At 65.3% G+C, this 14475-nt stretch carries 19 protein-coding genes and 1 tRNA gene; 10 read left to right on the forward strand and 10 right to left on the reverse strand.

Annotated elements, in window-relative coordinates:
- Positions 1-190: 190 nt before the first annotated feature.
- From AC1DVM_RS19285 to AC1DVM_RS19300, 4 genes are all read right to left on the reverse strand, one after another.
- Positions 191-275, reverse strand: a tRNA-Leu gene (locus AC1DVM_RS19285).
- A 118-nt stretch (positions 276-393) separates the two neighbouring features.
- Positions 394-741 (reverse strand): hypothetical protein, encoded by a 348-nt coding sequence (locus AC1DVM_RS19290; RefSeq protein ID WP_477257087.1) that lies wholly within the window; start codon positions 739-741, stop codon positions 394-396.
- Between the two features lie 7 nt (positions 742-748).
- Positions 749-1942: an FAD-dependent oxidoreductase gene (locus AC1DVM_RS19295; protein WP_477257089.1), complete on the reverse strand. Its 1194-nt coding sequence runs from the start codon at positions 1940-1942 to the stop codon at positions 749-751.
- Between the two features lies 1 nt (position 1943).
- Entirely contained in the window at positions 1944-2204 is a 261-nt protein-coding gene (locus tag AC1DVM_RS19300; protein ID WP_477257091.1) for a zinc-finger domain-containing protein, read from the reverse strand.
- A 161-nt stretch (positions 2205-2365) separates the two neighbouring features.
- On the opposite strand from AC1DVM_RS19300, the gene AC1DVM_RS19305 reads away from it, so the two are divergent.
- Positions 2366-3130 (forward strand): alpha/beta fold hydrolase, encoded by a 765-nt coding sequence (locus tag AC1DVM_RS19305; protein WP_477257093.1) that lies wholly within the window; start codon positions 2366-2368, stop codon positions 3128-3130.
- A gap of 155 nt (positions 3131-3285) precedes the next feature.
- Positions 3286-3804 (forward strand): class I SAM-dependent methyltransferase, encoded by a 519-nt coding sequence (locus tag AC1DVM_RS19310; protein WP_477257095.1) that lies wholly within the window; start codon positions 3286-3288, stop codon positions 3802-3804.
- A gap of 12 nt (positions 3805-3816) precedes the next feature.
- Here the strand turns inward: AC1DVM_RS19310 and AC1DVM_RS19315 are convergent, their stop codons facing one another.
- The 3 genes from AC1DVM_RS19315 to AC1DVM_RS19325 all read right to left on the reverse strand — a co-directional run bounded on the left by AC1DVM_RS19315 (position 3817) and on the right by AC1DVM_RS19325 (position 5764).
- Complete coding sequence (locus AC1DVM_RS19315; protein WP_477257097.1) at positions 3817-4188, reverse strand: VOC family protein; 372 nt, start codon at positions 4186-4188, stop codon at positions 3817-3819.
- 65 nt (positions 4189-4253) lie between these two features.
- Positions 4254-4919 (reverse strand): helix-turn-helix transcriptional regulator, encoded by a 666-nt coding sequence (locus tag AC1DVM_RS19320; RefSeq protein WP_477257099.1) that lies wholly within the window; start codon positions 4917-4919, stop codon positions 4254-4256.
- A 44-nt stretch (positions 4920-4963) separates the two neighbouring features.
- Positions 4964-5764 carry an enoyl-CoA hydratase gene (locus AC1DVM_RS19325; RefSeq protein ID WP_477257101.1) on the reverse strand — a complete coding sequence of 267 codons (801 nt, stop codon included), beginning with the start codon at positions 5762-5764 and terminating at the stop codon, positions 4964-4966.
- Positions 5765-5857: 93 nt separating this feature from the next.
- On the opposite strand from AC1DVM_RS19325, the gene cysE reads away from it, so the two are divergent.
- The 3 genes from cysE (at position 5858) to AC1DVM_RS19340 (ending at position 7539) form a co-directional block, all read left to right on the forward strand.
- Positions 5858-6685 (forward strand): serine O-acetyltransferase, encoded by an 828-nt coding sequence (gene cysE / locus AC1DVM_RS19330; protein ID WP_477257103.1) that lies wholly within the window; start codon positions 5858-5860, stop codon positions 6683-6685.
- A gap of 108 nt (positions 6686-6793) precedes the next feature.
- On the forward strand, positions 6794-6997 hold the full coding sequence (locus tag AC1DVM_RS19335) for a DUF3126 family protein (RefSeq protein ID WP_477257123.1): 204 nt from the start codon (positions 6794-6796) through the stop codon (positions 6995-6997).
- An 11-nt stretch (positions 6998-7008) separates the two neighbouring features.
- Positions 7009-7539 carry a gamma carbonic anhydrase family protein gene (locus AC1DVM_RS19340; protein WP_477257105.1) on the forward strand — a complete coding sequence of 177 codons (531 nt, stop codon included), beginning with the start codon at positions 7009-7011 and terminating at the stop codon, positions 7537-7539.
- Between the two features lie 86 nt (positions 7540-7625).
- Here AC1DVM_RS19340 and AC1DVM_RS19345 read toward each other — a convergent pair whose 3' ends face one another.
- The gene (locus tag AC1DVM_RS19345; protein WP_477257107.1) at positions 7626-8327 is read right to left on the reverse strand and encodes a transglutaminase-like cysteine peptidase; all 702 of its coding nucleotides are present in this window, start codon (positions 8325-8327) and stop codon (positions 7626-7628) included.
- 300 nt (positions 8328-8627) lie between these two features.
- Here AC1DVM_RS19345 and AC1DVM_RS19350 point away from each other — a divergent pair, with 300 nt between their 5' ends.
- Together AC1DVM_RS19350 and AC1DVM_RS19355 are read left to right on the forward strand one after the other, a co-directional pair.
- Positions 8628-9446, forward strand: a complete 819-nt coding sequence (locus tag AC1DVM_RS19350) for a rhomboid family intramembrane serine protease (protein WP_477257109.1) — start codon at positions 8628-8630, stop codon at positions 9444-9446.
- 78 nt (positions 9447-9524) lie between these two features.
- Complete coding sequence (locus AC1DVM_RS19355; protein ID WP_477257111.1) at positions 9525-9956, forward strand: CBS domain-containing protein; 432 nt, start codon at positions 9525-9527, stop codon at positions 9954-9956.
- On the opposite strand, the gene AC1DVM_RS19360 is transcribed toward AC1DVM_RS19355, so the two are convergent.
- Both AC1DVM_RS19360 and hisI read right to left on the reverse strand, forming a co-directional pair.
- Positions 9957-10958, reverse strand: a complete 1002-nt coding sequence (locus AC1DVM_RS19360) for a patatin-like phospholipase family protein (protein WP_477257113.1) — start codon at positions 10956-10958, stop codon at positions 9957-9959.
- 67 nt (positions 10959-11025) lie between these two features.
- On the reverse strand, positions 11026-11436 hold the full coding sequence (gene hisI / locus AC1DVM_RS19365; protein ID WP_477257115.1) for a phosphoribosyl-AMP cyclohydrolase: 411 nt from the start codon (positions 11434-11436) through the stop codon (positions 11026-11028).
- 131 nt (positions 11437-11567) lie between these two features.
- On the opposite strand from hisI, the gene AC1DVM_RS19370 reads away from it, so the two are divergent.
- The 3 genes from AC1DVM_RS19370 to thrS all read left to right on the forward strand — a co-directional run bounded on the left by AC1DVM_RS19370 (position 11568) and on the right by thrS (position 14423).
- Positions 11568-12005: an iron-sulfur cluster assembly scaffold protein gene (locus AC1DVM_RS19370; protein ID WP_477257117.1), complete on the forward strand. Its 438-nt coding sequence runs from the start codon at positions 11568-11570 to the stop codon at positions 12003-12005.
- Positions 12005-12334, forward strand: coding sequence for a membrane protein insertion efficiency factor YidD (gene yidD / locus AC1DVM_RS19375; RefSeq protein ID WP_477257119.1), 330 nt, complete (start codon positions 12005-12007; stop codon positions 12332-12334). The genes AC1DVM_RS19370 and yidD overlap by 1 nt, the downstream gene beginning before the upstream one ends.
- A 76-nt stretch (positions 12335-12410) precedes the next feature.
- Positions 12411-14423 (forward strand): threonine--tRNA ligase, encoded by a 2013-nt coding sequence (gene thrS / locus AC1DVM_RS19380; RefSeq protein ID WP_477257121.1) that lies wholly within the window; start codon positions 12411-12413, stop codon positions 14421-14423.
- Positions 14424-14475 lie beyond the last annotated feature (52 nt).

The following is a 14475-nucleotide window of genomic DNA, read 5'->3' on the forward strand; positions in this document are numbered from 1 at the left end:
TCTCGGACCTATGAGGTTTATAAAGAGATTCCTGGAATGAAAAAGCCAACCAAGGCCCGAAGGGCTGGGGCTCGCTGACGCGAACCCTCACTTGGCTAGCAAGAACAATATAGCGCGATTGACGCCCTTTGCAAGATTTCTCGGGAGGCTAGATCGGGACGCGCTTTGCGTTGTGCATTCTCAAGGAGGGTGGTGCGGACGGCGGGGGTCGAACCCGCACGGGCATGCCCGAGGGATTTTAAGTCCCTTGCGTCTACCAGTTTCGCCACGTCCGCATTGGTCAAGACGGTTATCGGGCGGGAGGCGGAAGCGCAAGCCGGGGCTTCCCGGCGGGCGGGCGTTTTCCGCTACCGGGAGAGGTCGCCGGCTAGACGCCCCGGAGAGGCGGCCCCCTCACTTCCGGCAGGCGAAGGGCGGGAAGGTGCTGGCGGTTCCGGCATTCATGGCGATGACCACCATGATGTTGGCGAGGTCGAGCTCCTCGGCGGAGCGCGGGCACACATCGGCCTTAGTCGTGCAGCCGGAGGCGAGGAAGGCCGCATGAGCGTCGAGGAATTCGCGCCCTAACCCCTTGGTGCCGCGGCGGGCGAGCGCCTCGGACCAGCCTTTCGTGTACCGCTCGCATTTGACCTCGCGCCAACCTCGCGGGCGGGTTTCCTGCGCGACGGCCCACGGCGCGCCGCCGGGCAGGACGGCGATGGCGGCCGCGAGGGCGACTATACGGATCGGCGAAGGTGGCATCCGGTCTCTACCCTTTATCCCCGGTCTTGAACCCATAGAGCCAGTCATAGCGCGCCGTCATGCGCTCGGCGCCGAGCCGGCCCATCACCATGTTTCGGCCGAAAGCGACGAGCGTCGAGGCATGATAGATCCGGCCGTTGCGACGGGCCTCGTCCTGCACCCGGCGGGCGCGGTCGCGGCGGGCGAGCGCGTAGGCGGCAAACGCATCCGGCACCTCGCGGGGATCGCCGGGAAGCAAGGCGGCCAGCGTCGCAGCATCCTCGATGGCGAGCGCCGCGCCTTGCGCGAGGAACGGCAGGACGGGATGAGCGGCGTCGCCCAGAAGTCCGAGGCGGCCGCCCGCGATCCGTCCGACGGGCTGGTCGAACAACGACCAGCGCAGCCATTCGTCCGGCGCGGCCAAAAGCGCCCGCAGGGCAGGGGCGGCGGCGGAATATTGCGCCAGCAGGGTCTCGCGGTTTCCGGGGGCGGCCCAGCCCTCGACAGGCTCCGGGTTCTGCTCGATCGCCACGATGTTGATCAGGGTGCCGCCGGCGATGGGGTAATGCACCACATGGCCGCGGGGCCCGAGCCACAGGCCGGTGCGGTTACCTGCCAGTTCGCCGGGAGCCTTGCCGCTTTCGATCACGGCCCGCCACGCGATGGAGCCGCGATAGGTCGGCGGGGCTGTGTCCCCGAGGCTCGCCCGCATGGTCGACCAGAGGCCGTCCGCGCCGATGATGGCGTCGATGGCAAGCGTGTCGCGCGCGCCGGTGGCGGTGGAAAAGGTGAGGCTCGCGCCGTCGGGACCATCCGCAACCTCCTCGACGCTGCGGCCCATCACCAGGCGGATCGCCGGCTGAGAGCGCACGGCGTCCAGCAGGATGCGCTGCAGGTCGGCCCGGTGCGCCACCCAATAGGGCGCGCCGTAGCGGCGGCGCATGAATGCCCCGAGTGCGACGCCGCCGAGTTCGCGTCCGGACCCGATGGCGCGGATGGTCACGCCGTCCGGTTCGCTGACGACGCGTTTCAGCGCATTGCCGAGGTTGAGATCGAGGAGGATGCGGCTGGCATTGGGCGACAATTGCAGCCCGGCGCCGACCTCCGTGAAGCCGGTCCGCCGCTCGATGAGCGTCACCCGATGGCCGCGTCGGGCAAGCGCCAGGGCCGCGGTCAAGCCGCCGATGCCGGCGCCGACGACCGCGAGGGACAGTCCCGGCACTTTAAGGAACGGGTTCGGCGTCCGGGATGACTTCCCACACGCATTCGGCGGGCCGGGCCGCACCGGAAGCGAGGGCCGGGTCGTATTTGAACAGGGTCGAGCAATAGGAGCAGATGATCTCGTCGTCCTTGCCCATGTCGATGAAGATATGGGGGTGGTCGAAGGGAGGCTTCGCGCCGATGCACATGAATTCCTTCGATCCCACGTGAATCGTCGTCACGCCCAGATCGTTTTGAAAATGCGGTGTGCCCTTGGAAGCCATCGTGTCTGCTCGTCATGTTGGCGGAATTTGGCCGCACCATAATGGCGGCCGGTCGGATTGCACAGGGGGCAAACGACGCGGATTTCGGATCGCCGAAGGTTTCCCTCCTGAGGTCAATTCTTCTAGGGTGGCCGGCACCCCCACGAACCCCCGGCTACCTCATGCGGTTTTTCAATTCCGACGGCGTCAGCATCGCGTATCTCGATTCTCCCCCCGAGGAGGGACGAGGCGATCCGGTCCTGCTCATCCACGGTTTCGCCTCGAACCACGCGGTCAACTGGGTGAATACCCAATGGGTGAAGACACTCAACAAGGCCGGCTACCGGGTCATCGCGTTCGACAATCGCGGTCACGGGAAAAGTGAAAAGCTTTATCGGCCAGAAGATTACGAGTCGTTCCTCATGGCCGAGGACGCCTGCCGCCTGCTCGACCATCTCGATCTCGAACGGGCGGACGTCATGGGCTATTCCATGGGCGCGCGGATCGGCGCCCATATGGCGGTTGCGACCCCCGAGCGGATGCGCTCCCTTCTGCTTGGCGGCCTCGGCATCCATCTGGTCGAGGGGGTGGGTCTGCCGCTTGGCATCGCCGACGCCATGGAGGCGCCCTCGCTGGAGGACCTCACCGATCCCATGCAACGGATGTTCCGCGCCTTCGCGGAGCAGACGAAGAGCGATCTCAAGGCGCTCGCGGCCTGCATTCGCGGCTCCCGGCAGGTGCTGACGCCCGCCGAGGTCGCGTCGATCCGCCTGCCGACCCTTGTCTCGGTGGGGACGAACGATCCGATCGCCGGTTCGGCTTCGGCGCTGGCACACCTGATGCCGCATGCGCGTTCGTTCGACATCCCGGGCCGCGATCACAACCTCGCAGTAGGTGATCGGGCGCACAAGCAGGCGGTGCTGGAATTTCTTGCCGCGCGCCCCTGACAGTCCCGCCCAAACTTGATTTCACACAAGCGCTTGCGCCTCCCCGCTCATGTTGAGATTCAACATGAGGTGCGGGCTGATCTCTCGCACCAGAGCCCCTTACGCTGTTGATCTGATGCGCAAACCTGCCATTTACGTAAAGGCAGGAGAATTCAATGACGCGTCTCGACAGTGCCATCCGGCGTTTGACGGCCCAGCGGGACCTGCTCGACTGGGCCGCGGGTGAAATCGCACCCACCGGCTTCGTTCTGGAGCTCGGGCTCGGCAACGGCAGGACTTACGATCATCTGCGCGACAGACTTCCGGGCCGGGAGATCTACGTTTTCGAGCGCTCCCCCGCGGCCCATCCGTCCTGCACCCCACCTCAGGCCTACCTGTCCGTCGGCGACATTTTCGATACGCTGCCGGCGTTCATCGAGCGGTTCGGAGCCGGATGCGCCGCCCTCATCCACGTGGATATCGGCACCGGCGACGAGGACCGCAATCGCACGCTCGCCCGGCGGGTCTCGCCCTTGCTGGAAGCGCTCCTGCAGCCCGGCGGCCTGCTGGTGGCCGACCGCGCCTTCGTGCTTCCCCATTGCGCCGACATCTCGGCCGGGACCGGAGTGTCGGAGGGGCGGTATTTCGTCTACCGCAGCGAAGGCGCGCAGGTGCCGGCTGCCCTCAGCGCCTGACCGACCGCACTTTCAACCATCCGCCAGAGCATAAACCCGCAGGCGGTGACCGTCCGGATCGAGGGCGACGAAAGAGCGCCCGAATTCCAGGGTGGTCGGATCGAGGATCATCGGCACGCCGCGCGCCTTCCAATCGACGAACGTCTCATCCACCGCGCTGTCGCCGGCGAGGCTGAATCCGATCTCGCTGCCGCCGGGCGGCGCAACGGGGGCGGGCGCGACCGTATCGCGCGCCCAGAGACCCAGCTTCAGACCGGAATCGAGGACGAAGAGCGCAAAGGTCGGGGAGGATTCCACGGGTGCGGTCTGCAGCAACGCGCCGTAGAAGCGTGCGCTCGCCTCGGGGCTTTCCACGTAGAGGAGAAGGTAGCTCGGATGAATCATTTTGGGTGCTCCTGTGTTGGTCGGAGCCGAACCCTAGGCGGACATGCTGTCAGTTTCCGGCAGCATCAATCAAGCGGCCGGCTAATTCCCTCCCGTTGCCGCCATTCCTGCAGAAGGCTGTGACGGCGGCGGGGGTAACGGCTGTCGGTGACCTGCAGATGGGAAATCCTGTCGGTCCGGAAATGCCGAAAAGCCTCACGCGTTTCGCACCAGCCCAGGACAATCCGGACGTGGTCGAAATAGCCGAGCGCAAAGGGCCAGATGACCCGGCGGGTCACCGCTCCGGAGCCGTTGCGATAGGCGAGCTCGAGCTTGCGCTCGGCTCGGATAGCCTTGCGGATCGCCGGAAGATCGATGCTGTCCGAAACGATCGCGGCACCGGGCCCCACGAGGAGCGCCGAGGCCTCGAGGTTCTGCCGAAGGTCGGGAGGCAGGACGGCGGCGATCTTTGAAAGGGCCTGGCGGGCGGCTGAACTCAAGGGGCCGTCGGCCCGGTCTGCTACCCAGCGCGATCCCAGCACCAAGGCTTCGATCTCGTCCTCCGAGAACATGAGCGGCGGCAGCATGAAGCCCGGGCGAAGCACGTAGCCGACCCCGGGCTCGCCCGCGATATCGCGATAAAGGGTGCGGATGCTGATACCGAGTTCGTCCGCCAGAACGCGTCCGCTGACCGCACGCCGATGCCGACGGAGGACCTGAAGGAGATCGAGCAGACGTTCGGATCGCGACAAGGGAATGGTTCCGCTCTGGCATCAGGTTGTGGTGGCGCAGATTATCAGCATCCCCGGAAAATCGGATCGCGCTTTTCGAGAAACGCCTGCCGACCCTCGACGGCATCCGCGCTGTCGAAGCACGAATCCGCCAGCATCGTCGGGTCGACGCCGCGATGGGGATTGCCGAGTGAGGAATCGATGGCGGCCTTGGCGGCCTTCAGGGTCAAGGGCGCGTTGGCGGCGATGGAGGCGGCCAGCGCCGCGGTCTCATTCTCGAGGTCCGCCTCGGGCACGAGGCGCTGGATGAGCCCGAGACGAAAGGCCTCCGGGCCCTTGACCCGACGGGCGGTGAACAACAGGTCCTTGGCGGCCGGACCACCCACCGCGGCCGTGACGAGTTTCATCGTCCCGGGCGGGTAGCCGATCCCCAGGCGGCCCGCCGGGATGCCGAAGACCGCATTTTCCGTGGCGATGCGCAGATCGCACGACAGCGCAAGGGCGAACCCGCCGCCCAGGCAGAAGCCGCGGATCATCGCGATCACGGGTTTGGAGCATTCGGCGACGGCCAGGAACGCGGCCTCGTTGGCGGCCTCATAGCGTCTTCCGCCTTCGGAATCGGCGCGCAGGGTCGCAAATTCGGCAATGTCGGCGCCGGATGCGAAGTTTCGGTCGCCGCCGCCCCGCAAGACGATGACCCGCACGGCCGGGTCGCGATCGAGCGCCGCCACCAGAGCGGGCCAGGCGCACCACATGCCGTAATCGACGGCATTGAATTTCGAGGGATTGTCGATGGCGATCGTTGCCACCGCGCCGGTGAGGCTGGTCACCAGCCGGGGATGAAACGACGAAAAAAACGCGGTCATGGGGATTTCTGATCTAGGGTTCGGGGGAAGGACGGCCTATCTAGCCTCTTGATGCTAGTTCAATCCGACCCGGCCCGGCAGGGAGAATCGTTCATGACGCAGACACGCCTCAAGCCGGCGGCCCCGGAGAAAATCCGCGTTCTGGACCCGGTCTGGGACGGCCTCCGCGGCGAGGCCGAGGCGGTGATCTCCGCCGAACCGGCTTTGTCCGGGCTTGCCCTGAGCGCCATTCTCCACCAGCCCAATCTCGAAGCCGCCGTCGCCCACCGGGTCGCCTCCCGCCTCGACCACGCGGCCATGGGCGCGGATATCATCGAGCAGACCTTTCGCGAGGCGTTCGCCGACGACGCGACCCTGGGCGAGGCGTTCCGGGCCGACATCGTGGCGGTCATGGACCGGGACCCCGCCTGCACGCGCGCGCTCGAGCCGGTGCTCTATTTCAAGGGCTTCCACGCCATCCAGACCCACCGGCTCGCCCATTGGCTGTGGAACCGGCAGAGGCAGGATTTTGCCCTTTATCTCCAGAGCCGGTCGTCGGAAGTCTTCCAAACCGACATCCACCCGGGGGCCCGCATCGGTCGGGGCATCTTCCTCGACCACGCCACCGGCCTCGTGGTCGGCTCGACTGCCTTGGTCGAGGACAATGTGTCGATGCTGCAGAACGTGACGCTCGGCGGCACCGGCAAGGAACGTGGCGACCGCCACCCGAAGATCCGCCACGGGGTGCTCATCGGCGCCGGCGCCAAGATCCTCGGCAATATCGAGGTCGGCCATTGCGCCCGCGTCGCCGCGGGGTCCGTGGTGCTCCATGCGGTTCCGGCCAACGCCACCGTGGCCGGCGTCCCCGCCAAGGTCATCGGCAGCGCCGGCTGCGCAGAACCGTCCCGCTCCATGAACCATTTCCTCATGGAAGGGATCTGACGGCAGCCTTGGCGATTGCTCTCTGGCGGGTTGCCCGCTCCGGCGCGGCGTGGCAAGTGCAGCGACCCAGCATTCTCTTTGAAAGGAACAATCGTGGAAAAGACGGAGATGGCCAAAGTCGAGCGTTACCTGCGCCAGACTTTCGCGAACAGCGCGATCCGCGTCGTCGGTCGGCCCAAGAAGACCGATTCGGCCGAGGTTTATGTGGGCGAGGAGTTCCTCGGGGTGTTGTTCGTGGATGACGAGGACGGCGACCGCTCGTTCAACTTCACGATGGCGATCCTCGATACGGACCTCGAAGAACAGGCCTGAGCAGACCCGCGATGCCGATATATGCCCTCGATGAGCGCGTTCCCGAACTGCCCGGCCCCGGGCGGTTCTGGATCGCGCCCGATGCCCACGTGATCGGCAGCGTCCGCCTTGCCGACGATGTCGGCATCTGGTTCGGGGCGACTCTGCGGGGCGACAACGAGCTCATCGTCATTGGAGCGGGTTCGAACATCCAGGAGGGCTGCGTTCTCCACACGGATCCCGGCGCGCCGCTCACCATCGGCCGCGATTGCACCATCGGGCACAAGGCGATCCTGCATGGCTGCACGATCGGCGACAATTCGCTCATCGGCATGGGCGCGACGGTGCTCAACCGCGCCCGGATCGGTGCGAATTGCCTAGTGGGCGCGGGAGCGCTGGTGACCGAGGGCAAGGAATTTCCCGACAATTCGCTGATCGTCGGCACGCCCGCGAGGGCGATCCGGGTTCTCGACGCCGCCACGATCGCGGGTTTGAGCGAATCGGCGCGGCGCTATGTCGAGAATTGGAAGCGGTTCTCAAAGGGACTGAAGCGGATCGACTGATCCGCCTTTTCGAAGCAGCCGAAGCGGATCGGCTGATCCGCCTTTTTCGAGGCAGCAGAAGCGGATCCGCTGATCCGCCTTGGCCCTTACTTGTTGGCGGTGGTGGTGGGCGTGCCGATGGTCGGGGACGTGATGCCGCCGAGGGACACCCAGGTCTCCGCGCTCTGGCTTTCTCGCTTGATGAACACGTAGCCGGTCTTCTCCCAGGGGAGGATCGACGAGGTCTTGTTGTCGAGCACGTAATCGCCCTGGTTGGTGCGCAGCATCAGCACCGCGTGACCTTCGCCGAGTTCGTCGATGACCACCGTCATCCGCATGGCGCGGCGAGGCAGGCCGCCATCGACCAGCATGCGGCGCTTGAGGAGCTGGAAATCCTCGCAATCGCCCTGGCCGTCATTGGGGAAACCCCAATGGTCGACGACGCCCCAATGGTCCTGATCGGTGATCGGCTTGACGGTCGCGTTCACCCGCTGATTCACCGACACGATGGTCTTCCAGATCTGCGGAGTGATCTCGACGACGGACGGCTCCGACACGTCGACGGCGCATTCGCCCGGATAGGTCTCGCAGAACTTCACCCAACCCTGGATCGGCTTGGCCGCGCCGATATCGCCGATGGGCTGGCTGACGGAGGGAAGGGCTGCGAGCGTCTGCGCGTTGGTGGCCGAAGCGGCGAGCGGGAAAGCGAGAAGGGCGAAGGTTGCGACGAGAGCCGAAAGGCCGGCCTTGAGCCCGGACTTGGCATTTCGGTCACGAACCGTGACTCCTTTGAAATTTTGCTGCCGCATGCCCCACCGCTTGGTTAATGTTCTTTTAACCAAACTGACACGGCTGATTTAAGGGCTCAAGCGGAAAGTAAAGGGTGGGTTAACGCGTCGCGGGGAGCGTCGGTTCCATTAAGGTTAACAAATATTTGCAAGGTGATGTTGTTGCGTATTCGCCTGCGCCGCGAGCCCTCGAATCTTGCCACGGGGCGCGCGGACGAACAATTATCCTTTCGATTTGCCGCCCGGCGCGCGACGGTGCCCGCCAGCGACTCACACATCCGGCAGCCGACCGTAAAGGCAGCCTCGGAGAATAGCCTCTTCATGACACCCGACCCCGTGCGGACGCGGCGCGAGCCGATCTTCAACCTACCGACAATCGTCTTCCTGTCGGTTGCGGTCCTCGTCGTCATTCATGCGCTGCGCATGCTGTTGTCGGACGGTTCCGACTTCGCCCTGGTCGTCGACTGGGCGGTGATCCCGGCGCGCTGGTCCGTGGCCTACGGGGGAGCGTCGATGAAGGAGGTGCTGACGGCGCTTGAGGGCGTCGCGCCGGCCGAGGTCCTCGCGCCCTTGCAGGACTTGGCGCAATACGTCCTCGGGGAAGGCGAGGGTAGGCCGTGGACCGCTATCACCTACGCCTTCCTGCATGGCTCCTGGACCCATGTGCTGATCAACTCGGTGTGGCTGGCAGCCTTCGGCACGCCCATCGCGCGGCGCTGCGGCGGCGTGCGGCTGCTGCTGCTGGCGGCGGCATCCGCCATCGGTGGCGCGCTTCTGTATGCGTGGATCAATCCTCTGCAGATCCTGCCGATGATCGGCGCCTCGGCCGCCGTGTCCGGCATGATGGCGGCCGCGTCCTGGTTCATGTTCGCACCGTCGCATTGGCTGCCGGAAGGCCGGGTCAGCCAGCCTCACGAGCGTCAGCGCGAGAGCCTCGGGCGAATCGTGCGCAACCGGCAGGTCCTGATCTTTCTCGGGGTGTGGTTCGCGGCCAATTACGTGTTCGCGTTCGTTCAGCCCTTCGGCGCAACCGATGCCAGCATTGCCTGGGAGGCGCATATCGGCGGTTTTCTCGCAGGCTTGGTGCTTTTTCCTGCCCTCGACCCGCTTCCCACCCGCCGCGAGCGCATGTCGGCTTGAAAATCCCGCGAATTGGCAGGATCATCGACAGCCTGACGCAGGGATAGTTTCCGGCGTTGCGTAGCCAGGGAGGCGAGCATGTCCGTCAGTCACATCCTATCGACCAAGGGCCACGAGGTGGTGTCGATCCCCCTCGACCACACCCTCGGGGAAGCCGTCAGGATGCTCGCCGAGCAGCGCATCGGCGCAGTCCTCGTCAGCGATGGCGAGCATCCGGTGTCGGGCATCATCTCCGAGCGGGACATCGTCCGGGCCATTTCGGATCATGGAGCGGCATCGCTCGATCAGCCGGTTTCGCGCTTCATGACCGCGAAGGTCGTCACCTGCACGAGCGGCAGCTCCATCAACGACCTCATGGAGGCCATGACCAACGGCAAGTTCCGGCATGTCCCGGTAGTCGAAGGCGGCAAGCTCACCGGCATCATCTCGATCGGCGACGTGGTGAAATACCGGCTGGCCGAGATCGAGGCCGAAACCCAGGCGATCCGCGACTACATCGCGACCGCCTGATCAGACGAGCTGCGATTCCTTGATGAGTTCCAGGATCTCGGGGATCGCGCGCTCCGTCGCCTGCCTGCCGAGATCGATGGATTCCTCCGCCCGGTGAAATTCGAACAGGCCCATCTTGGCGAGTTTGGGCGAGATCATGATGTCGGGCGGATCGCCGGCGAGCCGCGACCGGGCGATGCGGTCCTGCATGATGTTGAACGCATCCACCATGATGGTGGCGAGGCCCGGCGCATCCGGTTGACGCTTCGGCGTGCGGGCGGGTGGAAAGATGCCCCAGCGGCGCGGCTCCGACAGCGCCTCCTCGATGTCGAGTTCGTCGCTGGAGGCGGTCTCGAAATGCTGGATCACCGTCCCGCGGATGCGGATTTCGCCGTTGAGATTGACGCAGATGACGAGGTCCGCCTCCATGGCCCGGGCGGCGGTGATCGGGATCGGGTTGACGAGGGCGCCGTCCATCAGCCAGCGGCCGTCGATCATCACCGGGTCGAAGACGCCCGGGAGCGCGTAAGAAGCCCGCAGGGCCCGCACGAGAGAACCGCGCGTCAGCCAGATCTCGTGGCCGGAAACCAACTCGGTGGCGATGGTGCAGAACTTGATCGGCAGGGTTTCCACGAGCCGGTCTTCCAGATCGTGTTCCAGCAGGCGCTGCAACCGACTGCCGGAGATGAGCCCGGAGCCGATGTGAAAATCGAGAAGGCCCATGACGCGCCGCTTCGTGAGCGAGCGGGCGAATTCCTCGAGCTGATCGAGCTTGCCCGCCGCATAGCATCCGCCCACCACGGCGCCGATGGAGCAGCCGGCAATGATGTCGGGCACGATGCCCGCGCTGTCGAGGGCTCGCATGACGCCTATATGCGACCATCCGCGAGCGGCGCCGCCGCCCAGAGCCACCCCGATCTTCAGCTTGGAGCGCGGGCCATATTCGGGTGCGTCATTCATGGCAACTGGCTCTCCGCCATCTCCGGAGCCGGCATGCCGCCGGACAATTCCATCCCAAAACATGGCTGAACTCCACAACGTCGACCATCCTGCCAAAGGCTCATGAAGACGGCGTGAATGAAACCGCCTTTCAATCAGGGATGAGGGTCGGGCGGCCGTCGGAGATGTCAATCCTCCGATAGAAGCAGGAGCGGCGCCCCGTGTGGCAGCACCCCCCGTCGCCGGCCACGCGAACCTTGAGCCACACCGCATCCTGATCGCAGTCGATCCGCATTTCCACCACGCTCTGGATCTGGCCGCTGGTTGCGCCCTTGTGCCAGAGCTCCGAGCGGGAGCGGGACCAGTACCAGCCTTCCCGGGTCTCGATGGTCCTGGCGAAGGCCTCGGCATTCATGTGGGCGACCATCAGCAATTCGCCGGTCTGCGCGTCGGTGGTGACGCAGGTGACGAGGCCATCGGCGCCGAAACGCGGCGTGAGCGCCGTTCCCTCTTCGAGTTCTGCCTTCGCTCCGGGAGCCGGGAAGGAGTGGGACGCGCACATGATGAAACCTCCGGGGAGATGGAACCGCCCGCCGCTTGAACACCCGCCGCGCCGTTGGCGTCAAGGCGGGTCGCACGAGGCGGCGATCGTGCTTATATGGACTTGTCCCAGCCCCTTTGCCCGACCGATCCATGCTGAACGACATCTACAATCACCGCATCCTCGCCCTCGCCGCCGACATCCCAAGGCTCGGGCGCCTGGCAAATCCCGATGCCACCGCGACCGCGCGCTCGAAGATCTGCGGCTCGGTGGTGATCGTGGATCTCAAGGTCGAGGGCGGGCGCGTGACGGCCTTCGCCCATGAGGTGAAGGCCTGCGCGCTGGGACAGGCGTCATCCGCCATCATGGGCCGTCACGTGGTCGACTCGACCGTCGACGAATTGCGCGCCATCCGCGAGACCGCGCGTCGGATCCTCACAGCCGACGGCAAGCCGCCTTCCGGCAAATGGGCCGATCTCGAGGTGCTCGAGCCCCTGCGGGACTACAAGGCCCGCCACGCCTCGATTCTGTTGACCTTCGACGCGGTGGTGGATGCGCTGGACCAGATCGCGGCCGCGCGCACCGGATAATGGCCAATCTGCCGCAAAAAGCCGCCCATCTGGCGATCCGGGGCTATCAGCTCAGCCTGTCCGGCCTGATCGGCCGCCAGTGCCGGCATCTGCCGTCCTGCTCGGAATACACCGACGAGGCGATCCAGCGTCACGGCTTCTGGGCCGGAGGGTGGATCGGCGTGGCGCGAATCTGCCGCTGCGGACCCTTCGGCACTTCGGGTCTCGATCTCGTACCCGAAACATTGCCCGCCGGGGCCTCCTGGTATAAGCCGTGGGCCTATGGCCGCTGGCGAGGCGTCAATGCCCCCGCGATCATCTGCGAGGCGGTCGAACCTGACGGCGACTGATCCTGCACGTCATCCTCGATCCCGTCGGCCCGCTTACCTGCTTTGTTGGCAGGAGTGAGCAAGGAGAACGCGTCTCATGATTACCCTGACATTTCCCGATGGCGCCGCGCGCCCCTACGCCGCCGGCATCACCGGCCGCGAGATCGCCGAAGGCATCGCCAAGTCCCTCGCCAAGCGCACCGTCGCGATGGCGCTCGACGGCACGGTCGTCGATCTTGCCGAACCGATCGCCAGGGACGCGAAAATCGAGTTTCTCACCCGCGACGATCCGCGTGCGCTGGAACTCATCCGGCACGATGCCGCGCACGTTCTGGCGGAGGCCGTGCAGGCACTCTTTCCCGGCACGCAGGTGACCATCGGCCCGGTGATCGAGAACGGCTTCTATTACGATTTCGCGCGGCCCGAGCCCTTCACGCCGGAAGACTTCGTCGCCATCGAGGCGAAGATGCGCGAGATCATCGCGAAGGACCGTCCCTTCACCAAGGACGTCTGGACACGCGACAAGGCCAAGCAGGTGTTCGCCGACAAGGGCGAGACCTACAAGCTCGAACTCATCGACGCGATTCCCGAAGGCCAGAACCTCAACATCTACGCGCAAGGCGAGTGGTTCGATCTCTGTCGCGGCCCGCACATGACCTCGACGGGCAAGATCGGCAATGCCTTCAAGCTCATGAAGGTGGCGGGCGCCTATTGGCGCGGCGATTCGAACAACCCGATGCTGACCCGCATCTACGGCACCGCCTGGGCCACCCAGGAGGATCTCGACGCCTATCTCATGCAGCTCGAAGAGGCCGAGAAGCGCGATCATCGCCGCTTGGGCCGCGAGATGGACCTGTTCCATTTCCAGGAGGAGGGGCCGGGCGTCGTGTTCTGGCACCCGAAAGGCTGGACGCTGTTTCAGGAGTTGATCTCCTACATGCGCCGCCGCCTGAAGGTCGATTACCAGGAGGTCAACGCGCCGCAGATTCTCGACAAGGCCCTGTGGGAAACCTCGGGCCATTGGGGCTGGTATCGCGAGAACATGTTCGTGACGCAGACCGAAGACGATCGCGTCTTCGCCATCAAGCCGATGAACTGCCCCGGTCATGTGCAGATCTTCAAGCACGGGCTGAAATCCTATCGCGATCTACCGCTGCGGCTCGCGGAGTTCGGCGCCGTCTCGCGCTATGAACCGTCCGGTGCGCTGCACGGCCTGATGCGCGTGCGCGCGTTCACGCAGGACGACGCGCATGTGTTCTGCACCGAGGAACAGCTCGCCGACGAATGCCTGAAGATCAACGACCTGATCCTCTCGACCTACGCGGATTTCGGCTTCGACGACATCGTGGTGAAACTCTCCACGCGTCCCGAGAAGCGCGTCGGTTCCGACGACATGTGGGATCACGCCGAAGACGTGATGACCCGCGTGTTGAAGCAGATCGAGGATCAATCGGGCGGCCGCATCAAGACCGCGATCAATCCGGGCGAAGGCGCGTTCTACGGGCCGAAATTCGAGTACGTGCTGCGCGACGCCATCGGCCGCGACTGGCAATGCGGCACGACGCAGGTCGATTTCAATCTGCCTGAGCGTTTCGGCGCGTTCTATGTGGATCACGACGGCCAGAAAAAGACGCCCGTCATGGTCCACCGTGCCATCTGCGGTTCGATGGAGCGCTTCGCCGGCATCCTCATCGAGCATTTCGCCGGCCATTTCCCGCTCTGGCTCGCGCCCGTGCAGGCGGTGGTCGCCACCATCACGTCGGATGGCGATGACTATGCCAACGAGGTGGTGAGAGCGCTCGACAAGGCGGGTCTTCGCGTGAACGCGGATCTGCGCAACGAGAAGATCACCTACAAGGTGCGCGAGCATTCGCTCGCCAAGGTGCCGGTGCTGCTGGTGGTGGGCAAGAAGGAAGCGGCCGAGCGGACAGTGTCGATCCGCCGCCTCGGCAGCCCCAACCAGACCACGATGACCCTCGATGAGGCCGTCAGGACTCTGCTCGCCGAAGCCGTCACGCCGGATCTCAAACGCGCGGCGGAAATCGTCGCGGAGCCGGAAGGTCATGCGACCCTCGACGGGCATCATGTCGTCGAGCGGACGGTGGGGTAGGGGGCCGCTTCTCACCTCTCCCCTGAGGGAGAGGTCGGACCGCAGGTCCGGG

Source organism: Microvirga sp. P4_A5, assembly GCF_056402495.1.

Bases quoted from the DNA above. Each gene is read 5' to 3' on its own strand.
- cysE (WP_477257103.1), top strand. From the start codon at position 5,858: ATGACGCAGACACGCCTCAAGCCGGCGGCCCCGGAGAAAATCCGCGTT.
- AC1DVM_RS19300 (WP_477257091.1), bottom strand. From the start codon at position 2,204: ATGGCTTCCAAGGGCACACCGCATTTTCAAAACGATCTGGGCGTGACG.
- hisI (WP_477257115.1), bottom strand. From the start codon at position 11,436: ATGTGCGCGTCCCACTCCTTCCCGGCTCCCGGAGCGAAGGCAGAACTC.
- AC1DVM_RS19335 (WP_477257123.1), top strand. From the start codon at position 6,794: ATGGCCAAAGTCGAGCGTTACCTGCGCCAGACTTTCGCGAACAGCGCG.
- AC1DVM_RS19325 (WP_477257101.1), bottom strand. From the start codon at position 5,764: ATGACCGCGTTTTTTTCGTCGTTTCATCCCCGGCTGGTGACCAGCCTC.
- AC1DVM_RS19340 (WP_477257105.1), top strand. From the start codon at position 7,009: ATGCCGATATATGCCCTCGATGAGCGCGTTCCCGAACTGCCCGGCCCC.
- AC1DVM_RS19310 (WP_477257095.1), top strand. From the start codon at position 3,286: ATGACGCGTCTCGACAGTGCCATCCGGCGTTTGACGGCCCAGCGGGAC.
- AC1DVM_RS19290 (WP_477257087.1), bottom strand. From the start codon at position 741: ATGCCACCTTCGCCGATCCGTATAGTCGCCCTCGCGGCCGCCATCGCC.
- thrS (WP_477257121.1), top strand. From the start codon at position 12,411: ATGATTACCCTGACATTTCCCGATGGCGCCGCGCGCCCCTACGCCGCC.
- AC1DVM_RS19360 (WP_477257113.1), bottom strand. From the start codon at position 10,958: ATGTTTTGGGATGGAATTGTCCGGCGGCATGCCGGCTCCGGAGATGGC.
- AC1DVM_RS19350 (WP_477257109.1), top strand. From the start codon at position 8,628: ATGACACCCGACCCCGTGCGGACGCGGCGCGAGCCGATCTTCAACCTA.
- AC1DVM_RS19315 (WP_477257097.1), bottom strand. From the start codon at position 4,188: ATGATTCATCCGAGCTACCTTCTCCTCTACGTGGAAAGCCCCGAGGCG.
- AC1DVM_RS19345 (WP_477257107.1), bottom strand. From the start codon at position 8,327: ATGCGGCAGCAAAATTTCAAAGGAGTCACGGTTCGTGACCGAAATGCC.
- yidD (WP_477257119.1), top strand. From the start codon at position 12,005: ATGGCCAATCTGCCGCAAAAAGCCGCCCATCTGGCGATCCGGGGCTAT.
- AC1DVM_RS19370 (WP_477257117.1), top strand. From the start codon at position 11,568: ATGCTGAACGACATCTACAATCACCGCATCCTCGCCCTCGCCGCCGAC.
- AC1DVM_RS19305 (WP_477257093.1), top strand. From the start codon at position 2,366: ATGCGGTTTTTCAATTCCGACGGCGTCAGCATCGCGTATCTCGATTCT.
- AC1DVM_RS19355 (WP_477257111.1), top strand. From the start codon at position 9,525: ATGTCCGTCAGTCACATCCTATCGACCAAGGGCCACGAGGTGGTGTCG.